Below are 20,709 nucleotides of genomic sequence, written 5' to 3' on the forward strand. Positions count from 1 at the left end.
CTCTTCGTTGCACAACATTCTCATTAGCAAAATTATAACAACAATAAGAAAAGGAGGCTAATCCAATCAGCCTCCCTCCGCTTTATTTATCTTCTAACAATAAAACTTTCATTTGTTCTAACGACTCTTTCGTAAAGCCAAGTGCTTTTTCAGCATACGCTTCAACTGAACCATATTGCTTTTTCACTTCATCAATCGCAGCTTGTAAATACTCAGCACGTGCTTCGAACATCGCACCTAATATCGCTCTACTCTCATCGTTTTGTAGTTTTGCACCTAAAAAGGCCATCATTTTCTCGTTTAACTTTTCACGGAAACCGTTACTTAGTAAATAATCTTCCATTACTGTTTTCTCTGGTACACCTAGTAAAAGTAATAATAATGCTGATCCAAATCCAGTACGGTCTTTCCCAGCTGTACAATGGTTTACTAACGGTAAGTTTTCCGGGTTTTGCGCTAAGTTTAAGAAGCTTACGAACGCCTCGTTACCACTTACGAAATCTTGATTCATTTTCACAAGGTATTCGCCTGGTTTGCCTAACATAGAAAGGTCACCAACTTGGAAAAACTCATTTATGTTCAAGTCTTTTGCTAAGTCTTGCATAACTGGTAAACACACTTGACGAGCTCCTGTAATCTCAGGGTTTGGCTTATGCTTCACTTCAAAGTCTGTACGGTAATCGCAAATTAACTTTAAGCCAGACTTTTGTAAATACGCAATATCCCACTCTGTTAATCCTGCTAATTCTTCAGAACGGTATAATTTACCCCATTTTACTTTACGGCCTTCTGTCGTTTCATATCCTCCCATATCACGGAAGTTAAACGCGCCTTGTAATGGCAGTCTACGCTCAGCTACTGTTACTGCTTGTCCATTACTACCTACTAGTCTAAAATATGGACGCTCATTTTCGCTCAGGTTTTCAATTGTATATGATGATTCTCCATTTACCGTTGCAAGTAATTCTCCATTTTCTTCAATATGATCTGGCGAAGTACTCCAGTAAATGCGAACTTCCTCTATATTATTTTCCCACTTTATTTGTAACGTATTATCTTCATTTCTTTCTACAGTTGCTTGTAACCAATGTCTTTGCTGCCCCATTCTTTCACCAACGCTTTCTCTTATAATCAAATCTTACTCTATTTTATTATAGGAATATCTAATTTGTCGTTCTCATTTTTCTTTTTATCTTACAAACAGGCAAAAAGTTCTTTTACTTGTTCATAAGTTGTACATGGATTCCCTCGAAATGAGTTCAAGAGAGTACATCGTTCATCCTCCTAAAACTTCCACACATACCGCTCAGTAGAACTAAGCAGCTGACATCCGTTATTTTCAAAAATATCCTTCATCCACTCATTTTGTACATTTGTCTCACCGATATAATAAGATGCTCCTATTTCTTTTAATACAAACATCGCTCCTGTAAAGAATGCTGCTTCGTATCCTTTATTTCGCATATTTGGAGCGACTGCGAAATACATAAGTTTTCCTTCTTCTAACGTCCCCTTTTCAATATATGGGATTACAATTCCGATCTGCTCTTCATTAATACTCGCAGTTAAACAATGTTCTTTCCATTGCTCTCCAATTTCTTGTAGCATCATATTTACAAATTGATCATAAGTGACTTGTTCTTCCGTCATCTCGTTCCAAAGTGAATAAAAAGCATCTTCTCCTACTTCTTCAATCAACTTAAAATCAATTTCACTTTCTACATCTTCCACTTCATATATATCCTTACATACAATGATGTTTTCAGTAACATATTCAAAAGAATACGCTTCGAAACATTTCTTATACACATCATAATTTGGGCTTTTTGAAGAAACTTCAAAAAGTAAGTTTTCAATTCCCTCTTTTTCAGCCTCAGCAACACAATATTGCATGATTCCCTTTAATTGCTCTTCTGTAAAAATCTCTGCATTATTTTCTTTTATCATGATAGAAGAAGCATTTCTTCTTATTTTAAAATGTTTTTCTAACTGTTCTATCGTCGTCATATTCTTCCCTCATCTATGTCATACTTGAATTTCTACTTGTTCTCCTTGCATGAGCAGGATTGTCCTTGAATATATAGAATACTAGAAAACATCGCATCTTTAAAGTGCGGAGGAGGTTCTCCATTGGATATTACAGCGCTGCAACAACAGTTAGAGCTTATACAACAAAATGACTATACGCAACTGCGATATATAGATATAAATGAATTAACGCTCCATATGCTTCAGTATATCGGAACGACTGATAGTTACGTTCGTTATCAACTTATCTATAAATGTTTTGTGCATTTTATTCATCATGAATTCCTTATGGATGATCAACTGAAATTACTGTTGCAAACTTGTTTAAGTGATGAATATTTATATTGTGACATATACTCCCCGCATTCAGATGGGGTTTTCACACGTTCTTACACTGTTTCGTTAATTGCGTTAATACTCCAATTCGCTAATTCGCACTACTTTTGTACGGAGGAGGATATTGAAGAAATAAAAAACAAACTCATTACATACACAAACTTAGAAACAGATTTCCGAGGCTATATTGAAAATAAAGGATGGGCTCATTGTCTTGCTCACGTATCTGATGCCTTTACGGAAATTGTTCATAATACGTATACAACTTTTGAATGGTACGAAGAGTTAATTCATTGTTTATTAAATAAAATCTTCATTCCATCTGACCTTTTTCATAATAACGAAGATGAACGCATCGTTACTCCTTTACTAGCGATGTTGTATCATGACTTTCCGCAAGACGAGTTAATTTCTATTATTCATAAAAAAATAAAAAGGCTTCCTCAAATTAGAAAACGCCTTTCACTTAATGAGTATTGTATTTTATGTGCCAACATTAAAACCTTTTTACGCACATTATTTTTCAGAACGAAAGATGATCATAACTTAGCCTTTACAGCACGTAAAACAGAAAGAATGTTAAAAGAACTTCCTAATTACTATTAAAAACAAGGAGTCAAAATATGGGTTATATTGAAGACATGAGAAATTTAGTAGGAAATCATCCACTTATTTTAATAGGTTCGCACGCCATTATAGTAAATGAAAAAGGTGAAGTATTACTGCAGCTCCGCACAGACTTTAACCGCTGGGGCATTATTGGCGGCGCTTTAGAATATAACGAAACATTAGAAGACGCTTTAAAGCGAGAAGTATATGAAGAAACTGGACTGATTATTAAAAATCCAGAACTATTCCGTACATACTCTGGACCAGATTACTTTCAAATCTATCCAAACGGCGATCAAGTACACGGTGTACTCGTTGTTTATATTTGCCGCGAATTTCACGGTGAGCTTGTATGCGACCATACGGAATCGAAAGAACTACGCTTCTTTTCACTGGATGAGTTACCGAGTAATCTTCCTCCTATTATTGAGAGGATTATTAAGGAGTTTCAACAATCCAATTTATACGTGAAATAAAAAAGAAGCTATTTCGTGATGAAATAGCTTCTTTTTCTTTGAAAACCTCTGCTTTCCCAAGAAAGTAATAAGAGGATTCATTATTAGTTCCTATATTTAAGTAGTTGTTACTTTAGCATAAATAATAAAAAATAAGGTTAATTCTCCTATTATTACAATACTAGGAGTGGGTACTATCAAATTAAAAATAAAAAACATTGCTAATATACCTAAAAATAACCATAAATGATAAAATGTTAAACGGTTTTGTTTATACCTGTACTGATGAAAAACAATTGAAGTTGCAAAGAAGTAGAGTAATACAGAACCGAATACCAAATATAAAATAAATGAATAATGGACCTCGTTTAAAAATAGTAGTTTGATAGATACAGCAATCATACTCAAAGACATTAAAATAAATAGATGACCATAGATAATAGATTGACCAGCCGTTTTGATAGATTTATCTACTTTTTTTTCTACGTTATCAAAATATTGCCACCACATGGAAATAATGAGAATAAATGAAACGATTGAAAATAAGATCGAATGCCAATCTCCTTTTTGTGGCTGTAATACAGCAAGAGTACTGACGACAGATTCCCCAAAAAGAATTAATGTCAATAAAGCAAAGCGTTCTAATAAATGAGCTGTATTGATCGGGGCTTTCACTAAATATTTTCGTCCCCAAAATGGCACAATAATATCAAAAAGAATTCCTGCGTATAACACAACATATCGAATCCATGATTCAAAAAAGATAGACGTAAATGAGATGGTAATCCCAATCCAAAAATGTGTTCCTAAATACCAAGCAACTTTTTTTTCATACCCTTTTTCTAACTTCACAACAACAAGATATTGGATTGCAGTTAGTACCCTTAGTCCAATATAGCCAATTAGAAAAGAGTGATAGTATTGATCAAAATTAACTGATAAGCTGGATATCATAATAAGGACAAATACCATTTGAAGAATCATAAAAATACGTTGATGTAAAAAATCTTGTCCAAATCGATTAATAAACATTGTTTGTCCGGTCCAAGCCCACCATATTGGGATAAATATTAGAATAAACTTCAGTATATATTCCGGATGAATATACCCTTTTTCTGTATGATGTAACACCTCAGTGGCAGTTGCCACTGCCGCAACAAATAGTAAGTCATAAAATAATTCTAACCACGTAACCTTCTTTTCTTCCGTTTTTAACACCCCTTTAAAGTATGATAATAGATAATTTCAAACCAGACGCAGTTTGTATAAACTTATGATACTTTGTTAATATTCCGAAAAATAAATCGCATTATACTGTTGAGTGTGAATTCTATAATGAATAAGACAAGTGTGATGGAAAGCTCATCATAATAAAAAACTCGGATTCTCATGAATGATGTCGTGTTTTATATTGATTGTCATAACAAAACAACTGTACAAGCTTCAAAAAATGAAATTACTATTGTAATTAAATTATACCATAATAAAAAAATACAGAGTATGTATATTCTCATTTAAGGGGTAGTAATAGGGTTGCTGTCATAGACCGCAGAGTAGCTTTTTGAAATATAAACTTTAAAGCCTGAAAGAAGAGCTATATTTATTCTTCAATTTTTCACGAGGAATCCTCCAATAAAAAGATGCTTCAGTTGGTGTCATGTATTAATCAATTTAAAAAAGAAAAATTTTCGTTTAGAGGCTACTTTAAAATCTTAAGTTAATATGCATGTGTTATGTCCCCTTTCTGAAGAAATAATAGATTTCTTATAAGCGTTTTGGGGAACAACAAAGTTTTGTAGGTTTATTCGTTTTTAGCAAATAAAATGTTAGATCGTTATCTCAATCTGATTTCCTTCAGGATCACTTACTACACTTTCATAGTAACCATCCCCTGTAGTTCGTGGGCCGTTTAACACAGGGTACCCTGCTTCTCTTAATGTATTCGTTAATTCGTTCACCTTTTCTTTACTACCTACAGAAAAAGCAATATGTGCATATCCTATCGTCTGTGTTTGTGTATTATCATCTATACCTACCTGCTTCATAAGTTCTAGACGCGCACCACCTTCAAAAGTTATAAAATAAGATTTAAATTGCTTTTTCGGATTATGATATAAGCTATTTTCTTCGCCACCGAAGTACTGTTTATAGAAATCACGCATTCCTTCTAAATCATTCACCCAAATTGCTACATGTTCAATTTTCATAATTGACACCTTTTCTTTTATGTTATTCAACTGGCAATTGGATGCTTCATTGCCAGCACATTTAATTTTCTTTATTTGTTCTCGTAATCATAAGATCAAGTCCTAGACTTTTTAATCCATATAAATAATCTTCTTTCCAATTGCTCACTGTTATTTTCGGAATATGTTCCGCCGGAATATACTGCGGACAACTTTTTACAATTTGCTCTATAACAAATTGATTCACTTCATCATCACAGAAGATAAAGGCATGCGGGTTAATAATAGCTATACATGTAGCTATTAAACGAGTAATAGCATCTATATTATATTCCTCTGGATTATTCGAATCTTCACTTCTCAAAGCTTGCAAGAAATTTTTATTATTATACTGCGGGACGAAAGATATCTCTCCTGAGAAAAATGTGCTTCCGCGTACGACATCTCCATTTACCATAATACCTGCACCTGGACCATTTTGACCGGAATACAAATATACAAGAGAGGAATTATCATAGTTTCCAGTGTTTTTATAATAACCAAGCACAGCAGCATTCATATCATTTTCTATTACTACTGGTATAGAAAACTGTTCCTCCAAATGACTTTTCAAATTAAAATTTTGGAACTTTTCATATCCAGGAATATAAAAAATACGACCATTATCAACCGAACCAGGCACACCAATTGATATAGAGCTTATTTTCGGGAATGTAGCGATAAGCCTTTCAATATGTTTAGATAATACATTTACGCCCGTATCAATTAACATACTTGAAGTACTCCCCTGTTCTTTTACTTCCCCTAAACAGTTGAAAATTGTATAGTTTGTTTCATTTTTTTCTAAAAATATCGCTAAACCTAACATATATTCTGGATTATATTCATATCGTTTCGCTCTTCTTCCACCACTTGAATCATCTAAACCAGCTAAAGTGACTTCACCGTCTTGTTTCATTTTTTCTATAAATTTACTTATCGTTGGAAAACTAATTTCTAATGTATTACTAAGCTCAACTTTCGTTGCACTACCTCGCTCTAAAAGAACTTTACGAATGCCGCGAAGGATTGTCTCTTTAATCGATTTTTGAGTAACAAATTGTTCACTCAAATCGCTCACCACCTTAATCAACATACTTATTAAACACTTTTAATAAGTTGCGTTGACAATATATCATACATCATTTTCTAAAGCAATAAAGATGATATATTTCTACTAGCAGTATTCCGAATGCTTCCCCTATTATACTTAAAAATTGTGTATAACCTATGAGAGAAAATTACAGCAAACGAGAAAACCAGCAAAACAAATAAGAAAAAGAGCGTTTCAAGAAGTAAGTAATGTCTTCGTACGATTTTCCGCACTATTTTTCTTTATATGAAACACCTTTCACATTTTCTATACGATACAACATCCGTTTATTCATGCACTCATAAAAAACGATTTCTATAAGTCTATCGTTTTAATAACTTTAGCTGGGTTACCACCAACTACTACATTATTGGGTACATCTTTTGTCACAACTGCCCCTGAAGCAATTACAGCGTTATCTCCAATTGAAATACCAGGGTTAATAATAGCTCCCCCGCCTACCCAAACATTGTTACCAATCTTTACAGGCTTTCCATATTCTTTACCAGAATTCCGCTCTACCGGGTGTAAAGGATGAGTAGCAGTATAAATGTGAACACCAGGTGCAAACATACAATTATCCCCAATTCGCACTTCACAAACGTCTAAAATCACACAATTGAAATTGGAGAAAAAATTCTTTCCAATATGGATATTGTAACCATAATCACAACGAAAAGTAGGTTTAATATGTGATGCCCCGTCAGCTGAAGAACCTAAAAGCTGATTTAATAATGTAAAACGCCTCTCATCTCCTGTCTCCATTGCCTCGTTATAAAGACGTGTTAAACGTTTTGCCTCCACCCTATCAGCTACTAATTCTTCGTCATCCGCAATATACATTTCTCCCGCTAACATCTTTTCTTTTTCTGTTTTCATACAATCATCTCCTTTGTAATCAAATGAACCCTACTTATTAAACATCTTTATTAAGTGACTTTCATTATACTTATTAAACATGTTTAATAAGCAACCCTATAGTAGCATACTTTTTAATATATGCAACTAATAAGTTTCAAAAGAATATGCGAACTCCTTGCTTTACTCATCGATATGACGAATAAGTTATAGGGAAAAAAGAGGGAACGCTCAGTGCTCCCTCTCAAATCCAATCCGTTTCTTAATTTCTGTTAAATTTACCTTCGCAATAGTCCGCGCCCGCTCAGCACCTTTTTCCAACGCTTCATATAATAAATTCGGTTCATTCATATACATAGCATATTTCTCACGTGGCCCAGCTAATTCACGTTCTACAACGCGAAACAACTCTTTTTTCACATCGCCCCATCCAATGCCAGTTTCATATTTTTCACGCATTGACTGCATTTCATCTTCCGTTGCAAATTCTTTATAAATTGTAAATAACGTTTCTAGTTCTTTCGGTTCATTTGGAAGTGAAGAATCTGTTTTGATTTTAAATATTAACTTTCGTAGTTTTTCTTGCTCCGCGAATAACGGGATCACATTCCCGTAACTTTTACTCATCTTTCTTCCATCAAGCCCTGGTAATATTGCACCCTCTTCTTGTATGACATACTCCGGAAGCGTAAATGTCATGCCGAATGTATGATTAAAATACGTCGCGATATCACGCGCAATTTCGATATGCTGAATTTGATCTTTTCCAACGGGTACATGCGTAGCCTGGAATAGCAATATGTCAGCTGCCATTAAGATTGGATACGTATATAATCCCATATTCACTCCTGCATCGACCTCTAAACCCGCTTCTTTATTTTGCTCTACTTTCGCTTTATACGCATGAGCACGGTTCATAAGCCCTTTCGGAGTTAGGCAAGCTAATATCCAAGCTAATTCTAGAATCTCCGGCACTTCTGTTTGCCTATAAAAAATAACATCTTCTCCAAGTCCAAGCGATAACCAAGTAGCTGCTACCTCTTTCGTATAACTACTAAACTGGCTCGGATCATGCACAGCATTTAACGCGTGATAATCTGCTATAAAATACAATGCTTTCCCTTCATTCTTCTTTGACATTTGCAACGCAGGTTTAATTGCACCAATATAATTTCCTAAATGCGGATAACCTGTCGGCTTAATTCCTGTTAACATTATTTTCTCACTCATCCTAACTCCTCCTTTCTCAAAACAAAAAGAGCCCCTCATCCTTAAAAAAGGACGAGAGACTCCCGCGGTACCACCTTAATTAGCTATTGTTAGCTCACTTCAACTTCTTAACGTGAAGCAACCGTCTTTACCTACTCATTTCAGTTAGAAGCTCCAGAGCCCATTCCATATTCATCCCTTACTGATTTCCACCACATATCAGCTCTCTGAAAAGTTTCGAATATGTACTCTTCTCTTTCATCGCTTTTCGTTATTTTTTACAGTTTATCACATTTCACTTCTAAACAAACCAAAATTTTCTATTTTATTTAGCAGGAATTTCCACTTCAATTGTCTAATATTATATAGGTTTGCAGAAATACTCGAAACAACTTTGGAGGTTTTTTCATGGTAAAATATATATCCATTTTAGGTTCAACAGGATCTATCGGCACGTCTGCATTAGATGTCGTTTCAGCTCATCCCGAACATTTTAAAATCGTCGGTTTAACCGCAAATTATAATATCGAGCTTCTTGAGCAACAAATCAAAACGTTTCAACCTCGCATTGTAAGCGTCGCGACAAAAGAATTAGCAGACACGCTTCGTACGCGTATTTCAACCAACGTAAAAATTACATACGGAACAGATGGCTTAATTGCGGTAGCTACTCACCCTGATTCAAATCTTGTATTAAGTTCCGTCGTTGGTGTTTCAGGATTACTCCCAACAATTGAAGCATTAAAAGCGAAGAAAGATATTGCCATCGCTAATAAAGAAACGTTAGTTGCAGCTGGTCATATTGTAACTGAACTGGCCAAACAAAACGGATGTCGTTTAATTCCAGTCGATAGCGAACATTCAGCTATTTTCCAATGTTTAAACGGAGAAAATAATAAAGAAATTGACAAATTAATCGTTACAGCTTCTGGCGGTGCATTCCGTGATAAAACACGTGAAGAAATGAACACTCTACAAGCAAAAGATGCTTTAAAGCACCCAAACTGGTTAATGGGGGCAAAATTAACGATTGATTCTGCCACATTAATGAATAAAGGATTCGAAGTAATGGAAGCAAGATGGCTATTTGATATTCCTTATGAAAAAATTGATGTAATGATTCATAAAGAAAGTATTATTCATTCTTTAGTAGAGTTTATTGATGGATCAGTTATAGCGCAGCTCGGTGCTCCTGATATGAGGATGCCGATTCAATATGCGTTTCACTACCCTACTCGGCTACCTTCTTCCTATGAAAAATTAAATTTATTAGAAATCGGTAGTTTACATTTTGAAAAACCAGATTTAGAGAAGTTTCCTTGTCTACAATACGCATATGAATGTGGCAAAATTGGTGGTACTACTCCTGCTGTATTAAACGCAGCAAATGAAATTGCGAATGCACTATTCTTAAAAAATGAAATTGCCTTTTTCGATATTGAAAAAACAATTTACAAAACAGTTGAAGCCCATCATAACGTAAAAAATCCTTCACTAGATGCTATATTAGAAGCGGATCAATGGGCACGCCAATATGCACATCAATTGTTAATAAAAAAGAGCTAAAACAGATAATACTGTTTTAGCTCTTTTTCCTACGTATTCAACTTAACAAATCGATAACCATGCGTTACTAACACCTTTAATATCGCATACCCTGGAATTGCTAAAATAATCCCCATAATTCCAAATAAGTTTCCGGCAGTTAAAATAATGAAGATGATAGTAATCGGATGAATATCTAGCTTTTTTCCCATGACTTGCGGAGAAATAAACTTACCTTCTGCTAATTGTACGACCATCATTACGATAATTACCTTTAAAACCATTGCTGGCGAGTCAATAAATGCGATAATTAAAGCTGGTGTAATTGCAATGATTGGGCCTACGTACGGAACGATATTTACAATCATCGCTAAAATAGCGAGTAGTACCGCATATTTAATACCGATAATAAGGTAACCAATTAATAGCATAATACCGATAAATAAGCTAACAATAATTTGTCCTCTAATATACGAGCTAATCGCATAATGCATATCGTCTAGTATTCTCATCGCTGCTGGTCGTCTTTGTTCTGAAATAAACTTTAAAAAGTGATTTGGTAATTGCTCACCATCTTTTAAAAGATAGAACAATATAAACGGAACCATTACAAACGTTAAAACGACCTCTGTAATAGTACTTAAAAATCCAGTTACATTTCCTGTTACTGATGATAAAGATTTCGTAAAATCAACTGTATAGTCCTTTACCATACTCGCTACATCAATATTTAAATTCTCCTGAATTTTTCCTAGTAAATTACTTTCCCCAAATCTACGTGCTGCTCGTTCAATTTCATGACCGAAATACGGTAAGTTATCTATTAATGCATCAATTTGATCTTTAATAATTGGAATAACCGTTAAAACTAAAAACACAAATAATCCAATTACGATTAAGTATATCGAGGCTATTGATACGATTCTTGAAACACCTTTCTTTTCTAAAAGCGAAACGAATGGATGCAAAATGTAAAATAGTACGCCCGCTAATAATACCGGGAAGAAAATTGTTTTTAAAAAGACGATAAATGGTGTAAAAACAAATGATATTTTTGTTAGTAATAAAATATTAATGAACAATAGTGCAAACCCAAGTAACACTGCTAGATAATTGTGTTCTCTAAAAAACTTTTTCAGCTTATCTCTTTTTCTTATATTTATTTTCTCCAACGAAACCACCTCTTCGAATGATGAAAAGCCCTTATTCAGGGCTTTTCATCATAATCTATATATCTATTTCTTTGCAGCTTTCACTACAAATGATACAATAAAAATTAACACGATTGCTCCTAATAATGCTGGCACGACATGAATCCCACCAAATGATGGCCCAAAGGACCCAAATAACTTACCACCTAACGAAGCACCTAATAAACCTGCAATTATATTACCGAACATACCACCTGGGAAATTTTTACCCGTTATAGAACTAGCAATTGCACCTATAATAGCCCCAACTATTAATGTGATAATCCATCCCATCTTTAGTCCTCCATTTCTATTATAGTGTAATTCTTTTTCATACTAAATGATTATGTAACTATTATAATTATTATATCCAAAAAAGAAAAATGTTGTCAAATCTATGAAAAGAAAGTCTAAAAGGAGGTTTTACCCTATGATTCAAAAATTAGTAACAACTTCTCACAGAACCGCTACTTCTATTTTAAACATTCAAATACCCGCTTATGAAATCGAGGCAAAATATATAAATAGTACAGCTATCCCTCGCCTTTATGATACTGTAGCCGATATTCAATCATGTGATGAAATTTTCTACGGCTATTTTTATGAAGATACACTTGCTGGTTTTATTTCTTTTAAAATAGATGAAGAAGAAGTGGATATTCATCGTTTAGTAGTATCCCCTGATCATTTCCATAAAGGAATTGCGACGAAGCTATTACTATATATATTTGACATGTTCTCCTCTTCGAAAACATATATTGTACAAACAGGGAAAGAAAATACACCTGCTTTGTCTTTATATAAAAAACATGGCTTTATCGAAGTACAAAATATCGTATTGCCTGATGGTGTGATTTTAACCTCGTTAAAAAAAGACAGAAAACAATAAATAGTTTGACTGAACTGATTATTTATGTTATCTTTTACTCTATAAAACCTTTTGCTGAGTCCAAATTTTGGAGCGGGGGAACCACTTTTGTAGCTATGCTACTTGGGGCGAATCTTTTTTAAGTAGGGAACTCTCACTTCCCGAGTCCGACAGCTAACCTCGTAAGCGTAATGGGAGAGGAAGGTGCTTTTTGCCTATGTTACACATTTTGCCTCCTTAGTTATAAATATGGGATCGATAACAAATAGTCACCTATATTTATAGAAAAGGAGAAATGCACTATGTTACGTTTATCTGATCACGCAATCAAAATGATGGAGCAAAGACTTCGACTCGAGCAACATCGCACATATCAAGCAAATAAAATTGTAGATAACTTACATCACAAATACTTCTTTCAACATATTTTTCAACCGAAGAGATAAGTACTAACCTTTAATAAAATACAGCGTACGCTTTTTTCAGTGTACGCTGTATTTTTCATTTTCTTGCCTTAATAATAAAAGTAGTCGGCACCATTCTAGCTTTATATAAAGAATAATATTTCGTAGACGGCTCAGCTAGTTCTTCATCAAACAAGCTCGATGGTTCAGGCTCTTCTATTCTCTCAATTGTAAATCCTGCTCTATTTAACTCATTTATGTACGTACTTATTTTTCTCTTATATAATGTCGCTTGTACATCCTCCCCCTTAAATGTTTCAAACGTAATAGGAGTTTCTTCATGATAAGACGAGCTGAAAGCAATCTCCTCTGTTCCATACATTAAGTTTGAATATACGGGATGCTCCCAGCTAAAAATAAAGCTTCCTCCTGGCTTTACATATGAATATATTAGTTCCAACGTTTTTCTTAAATCTGAAGTCCAACCTAATGCATAAATGGAATATACAATATCAAAATACCCTTTCGGAATATCCACTTCCTCTTCCATTGCTCCACATATTAACTTCGGATTCCACGACTGTAACGTTTTATGTGCCGTTTCAATTTGTGTGCTCGAAAGATCAAGTCCCCACAATTCTTCTGCGCCATGTTCCGCCATATATTGCAACGAATGCCCACTTCCACATCCAATATCAAGAACCTTTTTACTTTTAATTGAATCAAACAAATGAATTTCATCTTCAGACGCTGTATATGGGCCATATTTCGGTAAACAATCCACTTGAAAGAAATAAGGTGCAACTGTATCCCAACACTTTTTATTTAATGCTATCATTTGTGTACCTTTCATATGCTACATTCTCCCATCCATTTTCTTCCCCTACTATTAATTACACATTATAACCCGTTCTTCCTTTTCTCTTTGCTCGGTAATTTTTCACTTTTGCAATTGTACCGCATGCTCTGCCTCCTTCTTCACCAGCATACATACCGCACCATCTTTTGCTTCCATTTCGCGAATGATCGTAAAATACCCAACGGCAATCTGGACATGCTTTTAACCTTCCCCACAAATTTTCTTGAATCGAGATAAACACAATGCTTAATATTTTTGTATACACATTCTCTTCGTATACTGGTTCATATGTAATACCTTTCATATCTTCCTTTATATGTACATGAAATGGGTATTTCTCTAACCATTTTTGCAATGATCCTTCACCTTCAATTGCCGCCCGAATATCTTCTCGAAAACTTTTTAATTCCTCTATCGTATGAAATAGAAGCTCTTCATGAAAAGATTCTTTCATAAATTTCTTTATATCCTCTTCTGTTTGCAGCAAATCAATTGGCTCTCTCGTATCGTTTGGTATTCTCCATGTATTTAAAAATTCTCGAATATACTCTAATTCGTTTGGTGCGTTTTGACTCAACTCTATTCACCTTCTTCTTAAAATTTACTTTTTTCTGACTTTATGTATAATTATAATATAAAATAGTTAACCACTAAAAAAAATTTACTGGTTACAATATTAGGAGGAGTTCTATGAAAAGTTTCTCAACACCGATACGTTTCATGCTTATTTCTTCATTTTTTATGTCTTTTGGTTATTTTGCAGTATACGCATTTTTAGCTATTTATCTATTAACCTTTCTCCATTTTTCAGCTTTTCAAGTAGGAACAGTGTTGACGGTTATAATAATTACATCACGAGTTATCCCTTTATTCTCAGGATTAATTGCTGACAAAATAGGCTATATCATTATGATGATAGCCGGATTATTTTTGAGAGGAATCGGATTTATCGCTTTAGGAATATGCTCTGATTTCTATACAATTTCTATTTCTTCTGCACTTATTGGCTTCGGAACTGCATTTTACGAACCTGCCGCTCGCGCTATATTTGGCTCACAGCCAGCTCATTTGAGAAAAAATTTATTTACATATTTAAACCTTAGCTTTAATTGCGGTGCAATAATCGGACCAATTGCAGGAGGGTTTTTACTCTTACTCGATCCAATCTATGCTTTCTCTCTAACAGGATCTCTTATGCTGATATTTGCTTTAATCTTTTACTTACTTAAAAATCACTTCCAAGTCACTACTGAAAACACGTCTATTACATTAGGAATACAGGCCATCTTACAAAACAAGTCTTTTCTTCTGTTTTCCTTTATCATGATCTTCTTCTATATTATGTTTACTCAGCTTACTGTCGCACTTCCACTTCATATGAAAAACATTAGTAATAGCAATCAACTTGCTACACTCGTTATTACGATAAATGCAATAACAGGCGTCATATTTATGGTATTATTCCGAAAATTATTCCACAAATACAACACACTTTCGATTATTAAATACGGTGTTTTATTAATGAGTATTTCCTTTTTACTCATTCCTTTATTTCAACACCCATATTGGCTCTTTATTTGTGTAATTTTATTTACAATCGGTGAAACACTCGTATTACCTAACGCTGATATCGCTATTGCAAATTACAGTAATGAATCATATACAGCCACTTTCTTTGGATTTTATCAACTATCACTCGCATTTGGTTTTATCATCGGTAATTATACTGGTACATCTTTTACATCCAAGTTAAGCGGAGTGTATACACCATGGCTTATTTTTGGCGGAATAGGACTTATTGGTTTTATTTCATTACATATTTTAAATACGAAAAAGGGTTTCCTAAAGAAGATATATGCCTACTGTAAAAATACTAATTTACAGCAATAAGTAAACTTTCAATCTCCTTTAAATTGGAGATACAGCCTGCATCATTTTACATATTATGGTACAATCAAAAAGAATGCTCACTAAACGTTTACATAAAACACTAGCAATCTAACAATGCCAAAATCAGAAATCACATAGAATCGGGGGGATGTTATGAAAAGGAAATTACTTGTTCTTCTATTCACCGGAATCATACTATCAGGATGTTCAACTATAGCAGAAAATTCTTTAGAAACCGGAAACGCCAGTATGGAATTATTAACACCAACGATTACAACAAAAGATAATGAATTAGAAATTAAGACTGAAGGTATTGATGAAAATAAAGTGACTTTTATTTATGTTGCTAATAAAAAAGTGTTGGAACAAAAGCTAAAGAATGGTGAATCCTACAAGCTTAACATTAAAGATATCGAACACGCTCATCGGACAGACTACAAACCAAAAGTTCAACTTTTGCAAACGAAAGATAATAATGATGATGGAGAAATAGTCACCTTCAAACAAGTTAGATATACAGTTAAAAACTAATTTTAAAGTTGTTTCATTATAAATGTAACGAACGAAAATATACTTTTAACAGTAGATACATGTAAGGGGTGCTAACATGAAAAAACGATGGATTTCTTGGTGGATTGGTAACCTATTTTGGATTATCGTTTTTGGAATATGGGCTGCTATTATTTGGCTACGAGATGTGGATGGTGCTGGTGTCATTCAAACACCCGAAATTAAATCCATATCACTTATCGTTATATTAATCGCGTTTATCATACCTGTATTTTTTCAAGTTATATGGCTAATCATTAATTTGAGGATGAGTAAAAAAAATAATTATACGATTTAGTTTTTCAATTAACAATAAAAAAGAGAGGAATCTATTTTAATGTAGATTCCTCTCTTTTACATATGGGAACTTTTAAAACGGCACTACTCCCTTTTCTTTACGACGCATGATGATCTTTCTTCTTCATTAACGCTCTTTTCTTCATCGCCTTCGTTAAATATCCGCCTTTAAATGAACGAATTTCATAAGAAGACATAAACGCTTTCGGTGCAATTTCATTAATGATTTCTAATAGTTCTTTTTCTCTAGAACGTTTTGCAACGATATCTAAGCGATAACGTATCGAATTAATACCTTCACCTTCAAATACTGTAACGCCAAATCCAGAGTGACGTAACTCATCTACTAATTCATTACAACGGTCTAGTAAACTAACTTGATACGTAATATAACCAATTGCTAATTTATTCTCTATATAACCGCCTAATAACAGTCCCGCACTAAAGCCAATGACATAGGCAACGATGTTCATCCAATTTGATAAATCTTGAAACACAATACCTAAACTGACAATGTAAATAGCTCCTTCTAACAATCCAACAGCAGCAGCGGATCTTGTTTGATTCTTTACAAGCAAAATCGTACGGATTGTTAAAATGGGAACGTAAATAATTTGAAGCACAAAAATAAGTAGCGCTTGTAACATTGGTATCCACCTCTTTCAAAAAGTCTTTTGTCATGATAACATACATAACCTTTAGAAATCGATGGGTTTTTAAATTTTTTTTTATTATTTTTCATACTATTGAAAAACGCAAAAAAGAAGCGTATTATATTTGTCGTTAATTTAATTACTTGTATCATATCGCTAAACTAAAAAAGGAACCCCATTAGGTCCCTCTCATCATAGCTCTATGTTTTTCGAAGCATGTTCCCTTTTCTTCTCTTCTTCTTTCACTACCTGCATATTTGCATAAGCTAAATTCGCAATCATTAAAAAGTGACCACCTAAAATGCCTGTACCAAATGCCCACATTTCCATTTCATGCTCAATTTCATACATGATAATAGCTCCTAAAATGGCCGCTGCAAATCGGTTTAGAACTCCTAATCCCGGAGCCTTTTCCTTCATTACAATACTTTTCCCAAGTTTCTCCACTCTGCGAGCTAATAACCAAAGGCAATATGCACTTACAGCTAATCCGATCCCAAACCCTGTTACTTGTTTTCCAAACGGAGTAATCGTCCACATAAGTAGTAAACCACTAAAGATCACATACAATTGTAATCGATATACACGTAAGGCTACTTGAATCAAAATATCCGCTCCTAATTTCTCATTTTTTATACTTTAGAAGAAAAGCAGCAACTTACACAGTTGCTGCTTTTTCTTCTTCTTGTTCCTCTTCCATCTTACGAATTTCAACACGTTTAATTTGGTAAGCGTCTTTTTCTAACACTTTAAATTCATAGCCTTCCGCCTCAACGTGTTGTCCTTCTTCGATTTCATGATTTTGCATCATAATCCATCCACCGATTGTATCCACATCATCTTCTTCAATGTGTAATCCAAATAAATCTTTCACTTCTGAGATAAGCACTTTTCCATCAACAATGATATGTTGCTCGTTCACATGTTGAATTGGTGGTGCTTCATCTTCATCATATTCATCACGAATTTCGCCGACGATTTCCTCCAAGATGTCCTCAAGTGTTACAATTCCAGCTGTTCCTCCGTACTCATCATATAAAACAGCCATCGGAATTCGCTTCTTCTGCATTTGAAGTAATAAATCGTGAATTGGAGTCGTTTCCATCACTTCAATAATCGGACGCATATACGAGCGAATGGATGATAAATCTTTTTGATCCTCGGTCATATATCGAATAAAGAAATCTTTTACGTTGACCATACCGATAATATCATCTTTATCTTCTCCAAAAATCGGATAACGTGTGTATCGCTCATTTTGGATTACTTTCATGTGTTCTTCTACTGAATCTTCCAGGTAGAAACCAACGATTTCTGTTCGCGGTACCATAATCTCTTTTGCAATACGATTATCAAATTCAAAAATGTTATTTACATACTTGTATTCAGCCTGATTAATTTCGCCACTTTCATAGCTATCTGAAAGGATAAGGCGTAATTCTTCCTCTGTATGAGCTACTTCATGTTCTGAAGCTGGTTTTAAACCGAATAAGCCAGTTACAACACGAGCTGAACCGTTCAATACCCAAATAAATGGATACATTACTTTATAGAACATCATTAATGGACCTGCCAATAATAACGTTACCTTTTCAGCCTTTTGAATTGCCATCGTTTTCGGAGCTAATTCTCCTACTACAACGTGTAAATACGTCATAATCATAAAAGCAAGACCAAATGTTAATACTGATGAAATAGAAGGGTTTAAGTTCCATTTCTCAAATAACGGGTGTAATAACTTTTCAATTGTCGGTTCACCTAACCAACCTAATCCCATAGCTGTAACTGTAATACCTAATTGACAAGCAGATAAATATTCATCTAAATTTGTTGTTACTTTTTTCGCTGCTAAAGCACCGCGTTTTCCTTCTGCAACAAGCTGATCAATACGACTTGAACGTACTTTTACAATCGCAAACTCAGCTGCTACGAAAAATCCAGTAAATGCGATTAAAATCGCAACCATGACTAAATTAAATATTTCCAATGAATCCCCTTAGTTAAAAAACTAAGGTGTCCACCTCCTGTATACTATAATGTTTTCTTATTTCTTTCTTAGAAAACATAGCCCGATACAAAAATTAAAGAGGTCGGATTTCACTTGTTCTATAATAATAGAGCAAGTGTCTGTATTAAAGCTGTCGTTTGACCAGATAAAGATTTCGATATTTTTTCACGTTGTGAATCAGTCAATCCATCTAAAAGCGGCTTTAATTCCGTTAGCTCTACTTCTAATCGATGAATATGGTCTGTCACTTCATTCACTTGTTTCGAAACGTGTTCATTGATACCGAGCAGCTTCTTCTTCTCCTCGATTTTCTCTTTAATCTCACAAAGCGGCATATGCATTTCTTTGCACTTCTCAATAAATTGTAATGTCTCAAATGCTGTTTCGTCGTAATAGCGATAATTAGATTGAGATCGCTCCGCTTTTAAGATACCTAGATTCGTATAATAATCAATCGTTCGTTTCGACACGTGAGCCATGAGAGCCAACTGTCCGATTCGATACACCTTCCCAACGATCTTCCCCCCTTGTTTATATTACTAACATCATACAATACATAAACTGTACAGTCAAACGTGACGGTTTATTATTCATAATTTATACACAATTCCACTTACCATTTTATCATTTTGTAAATTAACAATACATTACTTAATTCTTATAATCGAATTATTTTTCCCATACTACATTACTATGAAAATATCATCATAGAATCGCATATTCCTTTCAACCTTTTTTAATACAAAACATATGATAATAATATTTAATTAAAATTATTATTCATGCTATTGGAGGAGATTGAAATTACTAAAACTATTATCTCTCACTTTTATAACGAGGAGTATTTATTACCATGGTGGCTTATGCATCATACAAAAATATTTGATCACGGTATATTAATTAATAGAGGTTCTACAGATCGTTCCGTTGAAATTTGTAAATTATTTGCTCCCCACTGGGAAGTACGAGATTCAAGATTCCTTGAATTCGATCCCACTAATACTGATATTGAGGTAATGGAAATTGAAAGAGAAGTTTCAGGTTGGAAGATGGTATTAAATACTACAGAATTTCTTTGCTGTAACAATGTAGAAGAATTTTTCTCATCACTTCATACGTTAGGTCAAAATATGTATGCGATTAGAATGATTGTCATGATTGATAAGCATGATTACAATTATTCAAAACTAAGATATTCCATTCCTTTAGTAGAACAACGATATCATGGGCTTTTTCCTTATAACCCAGAAATCGGCTGTGCCTGGAGATTTATACACAACCATCTTGATGGCGCATATTTACCTGGTAGACATTTTACCCGGCATCAACATGTCGTTTATAACTCCCCTTCATTCATTGTTAAATTTTACTTTAGTCCTTGGAACGAACATACAAAGGCAAGAAAATTACAAATTACACCCACCCTTTCAAAAAAGGGCGTTCGAATGGGACTTCAAACACATTATGGTCAGTCCTCTGATCAACTCGAAACTCGATTTTTAGAGCTTAGTAGCATAACCCAAGATCTTCGTAACCACCCTGAATATCAACAATTATTCCCTAAATTTAAACCTTAATATTTCTCACACCATCATTTTCCACACATTTTTACGCACTTAGTCAAAAACAAAAC

General features: G+C 34.1%; 24 protein-coding genes, 1 riboswitch and 1 other annotated feature. Of the genes, 9 read left to right on the forward strand and 15 right to left on the reverse strand.

Annotated elements, in window-relative coordinates; all coding sequences use genetic code 11:
• Window positions 1-82 precede the first annotated feature (82 nt).
• Window positions 83-1,105 (reverse strand): tyrosine-protein phosphatase, encoded by a 1,023-nt coding sequence (locus PSR14_RS17045; RefSeq protein ID WP_061131005.1) that lies wholly within the window; start codon window positions 1,103-1,105, stop codon window positions 83-85.
• A 179-nt stretch (window positions 1,106-1,284) separates the two neighbouring features.
• Window positions 1,285-2,007, reverse strand: coding sequence for an acetyltransferase (locus tag PSR14_RS17050; protein ID WP_000207380.1), 723 nt, complete (start codon window positions 2,005-2,007; stop codon window positions 1,285-1,287).
• A gap of 123 nt (window positions 2,008-2,130) precedes the next feature.
• Between PSR14_RS17050 and PSR14_RS17055 the strand changes: the two genes are divergently transcribed.
• Entirely contained in the window at window positions 2,131-2,970 is an 840-nt protein-coding gene (locus tag PSR14_RS17055; RefSeq protein ID WP_000355462.1) for a DUF2785 domain-containing protein, read from the forward strand.
• 17 nt (window positions 2,971-2,987) lie between these two features.
• Window positions 2,988-3,449: an NUDIX hydrolase gene (locus PSR14_RS17060; protein ID WP_073541227.1), complete on the forward strand. Its 462-nt coding sequence runs from the start codon at window positions 2,988-2,990 to the stop codon at window positions 3,447-3,449.
• A 96-nt stretch (window positions 3,450-3,545) separates the two neighbouring features.
• Here the strand turns inward: PSR14_RS17060 and PSR14_RS17065 are convergent, their stop codons facing one another.
• The 5 genes from PSR14_RS17065 to PSR14_RS17085 form a co-directional block, all read right to left on the reverse strand.
• Complete coding sequence (locus PSR14_RS17065; RefSeq protein WP_000920606.1) at window positions 3,546-4,646, reverse strand: low temperature requirement protein A; 1,101 nt, start codon at window positions 4,644-4,646, stop codon at window positions 3,546-3,548.
• A gap of 608 nt (window positions 4,647-5,254) precedes the next feature.
• Window positions 5,255-5,635: a VOC family protein gene (locus PSR14_RS17070; protein ID WP_074532901.1), complete on the reverse strand. Its 381-nt coding sequence runs from the start codon at window positions 5,633-5,635 to the stop codon at window positions 5,255-5,257.
• 61 nt (window positions 5,636-5,696) lie between these two features.
• A complete protein-coding gene (locus PSR14_RS17075) occupies window positions 5,697-6,725 on the reverse strand; it encodes an ROK family protein (RefSeq protein ID WP_130777041.1) in 1,029 nt (342 codons plus the stop codon).
• Between the two features lie 336 nt (window positions 6,726-7,061).
• On the reverse strand, window positions 7,062-7,625 hold the full coding sequence (locus PSR14_RS17080; RefSeq protein ID WP_000845609.1) for a maltose acetyltransferase domain-containing protein: 564 nt from the start codon (window positions 7,623-7,625) through the stop codon (window positions 7,062-7,064).
• A 210-nt stretch (window positions 7,626-7,835) separates the two neighbouring features.
• The gene (locus PSR14_RS17085) at window positions 7,836-8,873 is read right to left on the reverse strand and encodes a tryptophan--tRNA ligase (protein WP_113732980.1); all 1,038 of its coding nucleotides are present in this window, start codon (window positions 8,871-8,873) and stop codon (window positions 7,836-7,838) included.
• Between the two features lie 5 nt (window positions 8,874-8,878).
• Window positions 8,879-9,084: a binding site (T-box leader), on the reverse strand.
• Between the two features lie 137 nt (window positions 9,085-9,221).
• Between PSR14_RS17085 and PSR14_RS17090 the strand changes: the two genes are divergently transcribed.
• Entirely contained in the window at window positions 9,222-10,379 is a 1,158-nt protein-coding gene (locus PSR14_RS17090; protein WP_000241812.1) for a 1-deoxy-D-xylulose-5-phosphate reductoisomerase, read from the forward strand.
• Between the two features lie 29 nt (window positions 10,380-10,408).
• Here the strand turns inward: PSR14_RS17090 and PSR14_RS17095 are convergent, their stop codons facing one another.
• Together PSR14_RS17095 and PSR14_RS17100 are read right to left on the reverse strand one after the other, a co-directional pair.
• Window positions 10,409-11,530 carry an AI-2E family transporter gene (locus PSR14_RS17095; protein WP_001992620.1) on the reverse strand — a complete coding sequence of 374 codons (1,122 nt, stop codon included), beginning with the start codon at window positions 11,528-11,530 and terminating at the stop codon, window positions 10,409-10,411.
• Between the two features lie 63 nt (window positions 11,531-11,593).
• On the reverse strand, window positions 11,594-11,842 hold the full coding sequence (locus tag PSR14_RS17100) for a GlsB/YeaQ/YmgE family stress response membrane protein (protein ID WP_000539725.1): 249 nt from the start codon (window positions 11,840-11,842) through the stop codon (window positions 11,594-11,596).
• Window positions 11,843-11,978: 136 nt separating this feature from the next.
• Here PSR14_RS17100 and PSR14_RS17105 point away from each other — a divergent pair, with 136 nt between their 5' ends.
• Complete coding sequence (locus PSR14_RS17105; RefSeq protein WP_073541230.1) at window positions 11,979-12,437, forward strand: GNAT family N-acetyltransferase; 459 nt, start codon at window positions 11,979-11,981, stop codon at window positions 12,435-12,437.
• A 42-nt stretch (window positions 12,438-12,479) separates the two neighbouring features.
• Window positions 12,480-12,621: riboswitch (cyclic di-AMP (ydaO/yuaA leader) on the forward strand.
• 97 nt (window positions 12,622-12,718) lie between these two features.
• Window positions 12,719-12,862 carry a hypothetical protein gene (locus PSR14_RS17110; protein WP_000945244.1) on the forward strand — a complete coding sequence of 48 codons (144 nt, stop codon included), beginning with the start codon at window positions 12,719-12,721 and terminating at the stop codon, window positions 12,860-12,862.
• A gap of 55 nt (window positions 12,863-12,917) precedes the next feature.
• Here PSR14_RS17110 and PSR14_RS17115 read toward each other — a convergent pair whose 3' ends face one another.
• Both PSR14_RS17115 and PSR14_RS17120 read right to left on the reverse strand, forming a co-directional pair.
• Window positions 12,918-13,673 (reverse strand): bifunctional 2-polyprenyl-6-hydroxyphenol methylase/3-demethylubiquinol 3-O-methyltransferase UbiG, encoded by a 756-nt coding sequence (locus tag PSR14_RS17115; RefSeq protein ID WP_073541231.1) that lies wholly within the window; start codon window positions 13,671-13,673, stop codon window positions 12,918-12,920.
• A gap of 40 nt (window positions 13,674-13,713) precedes the next feature.
• The gene (locus PSR14_RS17120; protein ID WP_000081062.1) at window positions 13,714-14,256 is read right to left on the reverse strand and encodes a CGNR zinc finger domain-containing protein; all 543 of its coding nucleotides are present in this window, start codon (window positions 14,254-14,256) and stop codon (window positions 13,714-13,716) included.
• Window positions 14,257-14,369: 113 nt separating this feature from the next.
• Between PSR14_RS17120 and PSR14_RS17125 the strand changes: the two genes are divergently transcribed.
• The 3 genes from PSR14_RS17125 to PSR14_RS17135 all read left to right on the forward strand — a co-directional run bounded on the left by PSR14_RS17125 (window position 14,370) and on the right by PSR14_RS17135 (window position 16,416).
• The gene (locus tag PSR14_RS17125; protein WP_073541235.1) at window positions 14,370-15,569 is read left to right on the forward strand and encodes an MFS transporter; all 1,200 of its coding nucleotides are present in this window, start codon (window positions 14,370-14,372) and stop codon (window positions 15,567-15,569) included.
• Between the two features lie 153 nt (window positions 15,570-15,722).
• Window positions 15,723-16,100 (forward strand): hypothetical protein, encoded by a 378-nt coding sequence (locus tag PSR14_RS17130; RefSeq protein ID WP_000823782.1) that lies wholly within the window; start codon window positions 15,723-15,725, stop codon window positions 16,098-16,100.
• A gap of 76 nt (window positions 16,101-16,176) precedes the next feature.
• Window positions 16,177-16,416: a DUF3923 family protein gene (locus PSR14_RS17135; protein ID WP_000747691.1), complete on the forward strand. Its 240-nt coding sequence runs from the start codon at window positions 16,177-16,179 to the stop codon at window positions 16,414-16,416.
• A gap of 97 nt (window positions 16,417-16,513) precedes the next feature.
• Here PSR14_RS17135 and PSR14_RS17140 read toward each other — a convergent pair whose 3' ends face one another.
• The 4 genes from PSR14_RS17140 to PSR14_RS17155 all read right to left on the reverse strand — a co-directional run bounded on the left by PSR14_RS17140 (window position 16,514) and on the right by PSR14_RS17155 (window position 19,582).
• Window positions 16,514-17,062, reverse strand: coding sequence for a DUF2179 domain-containing protein (locus PSR14_RS17140; protein ID WP_000938434.1), 549 nt, complete (start codon window positions 17,060-17,062; stop codon window positions 16,514-16,516).
• A 198-nt stretch (window positions 17,063-17,260) separates the two neighbouring features.
• On the reverse strand, window positions 17,261-17,674 hold the full coding sequence (locus PSR14_RS17145; RefSeq protein WP_000616837.1) for an ATP synthase subunit I: 414 nt from the start codon (window positions 17,672-17,674) through the stop codon (window positions 17,261-17,263).
• A 52-nt stretch (window positions 17,675-17,726) separates the two neighbouring features.
• Window positions 17,727-19,055 (reverse strand): hemolysin family protein, encoded by a 1,329-nt coding sequence (locus tag PSR14_RS17150; protein WP_000402267.1) that lies wholly within the window; start codon window positions 19,053-19,055, stop codon window positions 17,727-17,729.
• A gap of 119 nt (window positions 19,056-19,174) precedes the next feature.
• On the reverse strand, window positions 19,175-19,582 hold the full coding sequence (locus PSR14_RS17155; protein ID WP_000285640.1) for a MerR family transcriptional regulator: 408 nt from the start codon (window positions 19,580-19,582) through the stop codon (window positions 19,175-19,177).
• 276 nt (window positions 19,583-19,858) lie between these two features.
• On the opposite strand from PSR14_RS17155, the gene PSR14_RS17160 reads away from it, so the two are divergent.
• Window positions 19,859-20,653, forward strand: a complete 795-nt coding sequence (locus PSR14_RS17160) for a glycosyltransferase family 2 protein (protein ID WP_048557677.1) — start codon at window positions 19,859-19,861, stop codon at window positions 20,651-20,653.
• Window positions 20,654-20,709 lie beyond the last annotated feature (56 nt).

Source organism: Bacillus sp. A01H (assembly GCF_045277205.1).
GTDB classification, from domain to species: Bacteria; Bacillota; Bacilli; order Bacillales; family Bacillaceae_G; genus Bacillus_A; species Bacillus_A paranthracis.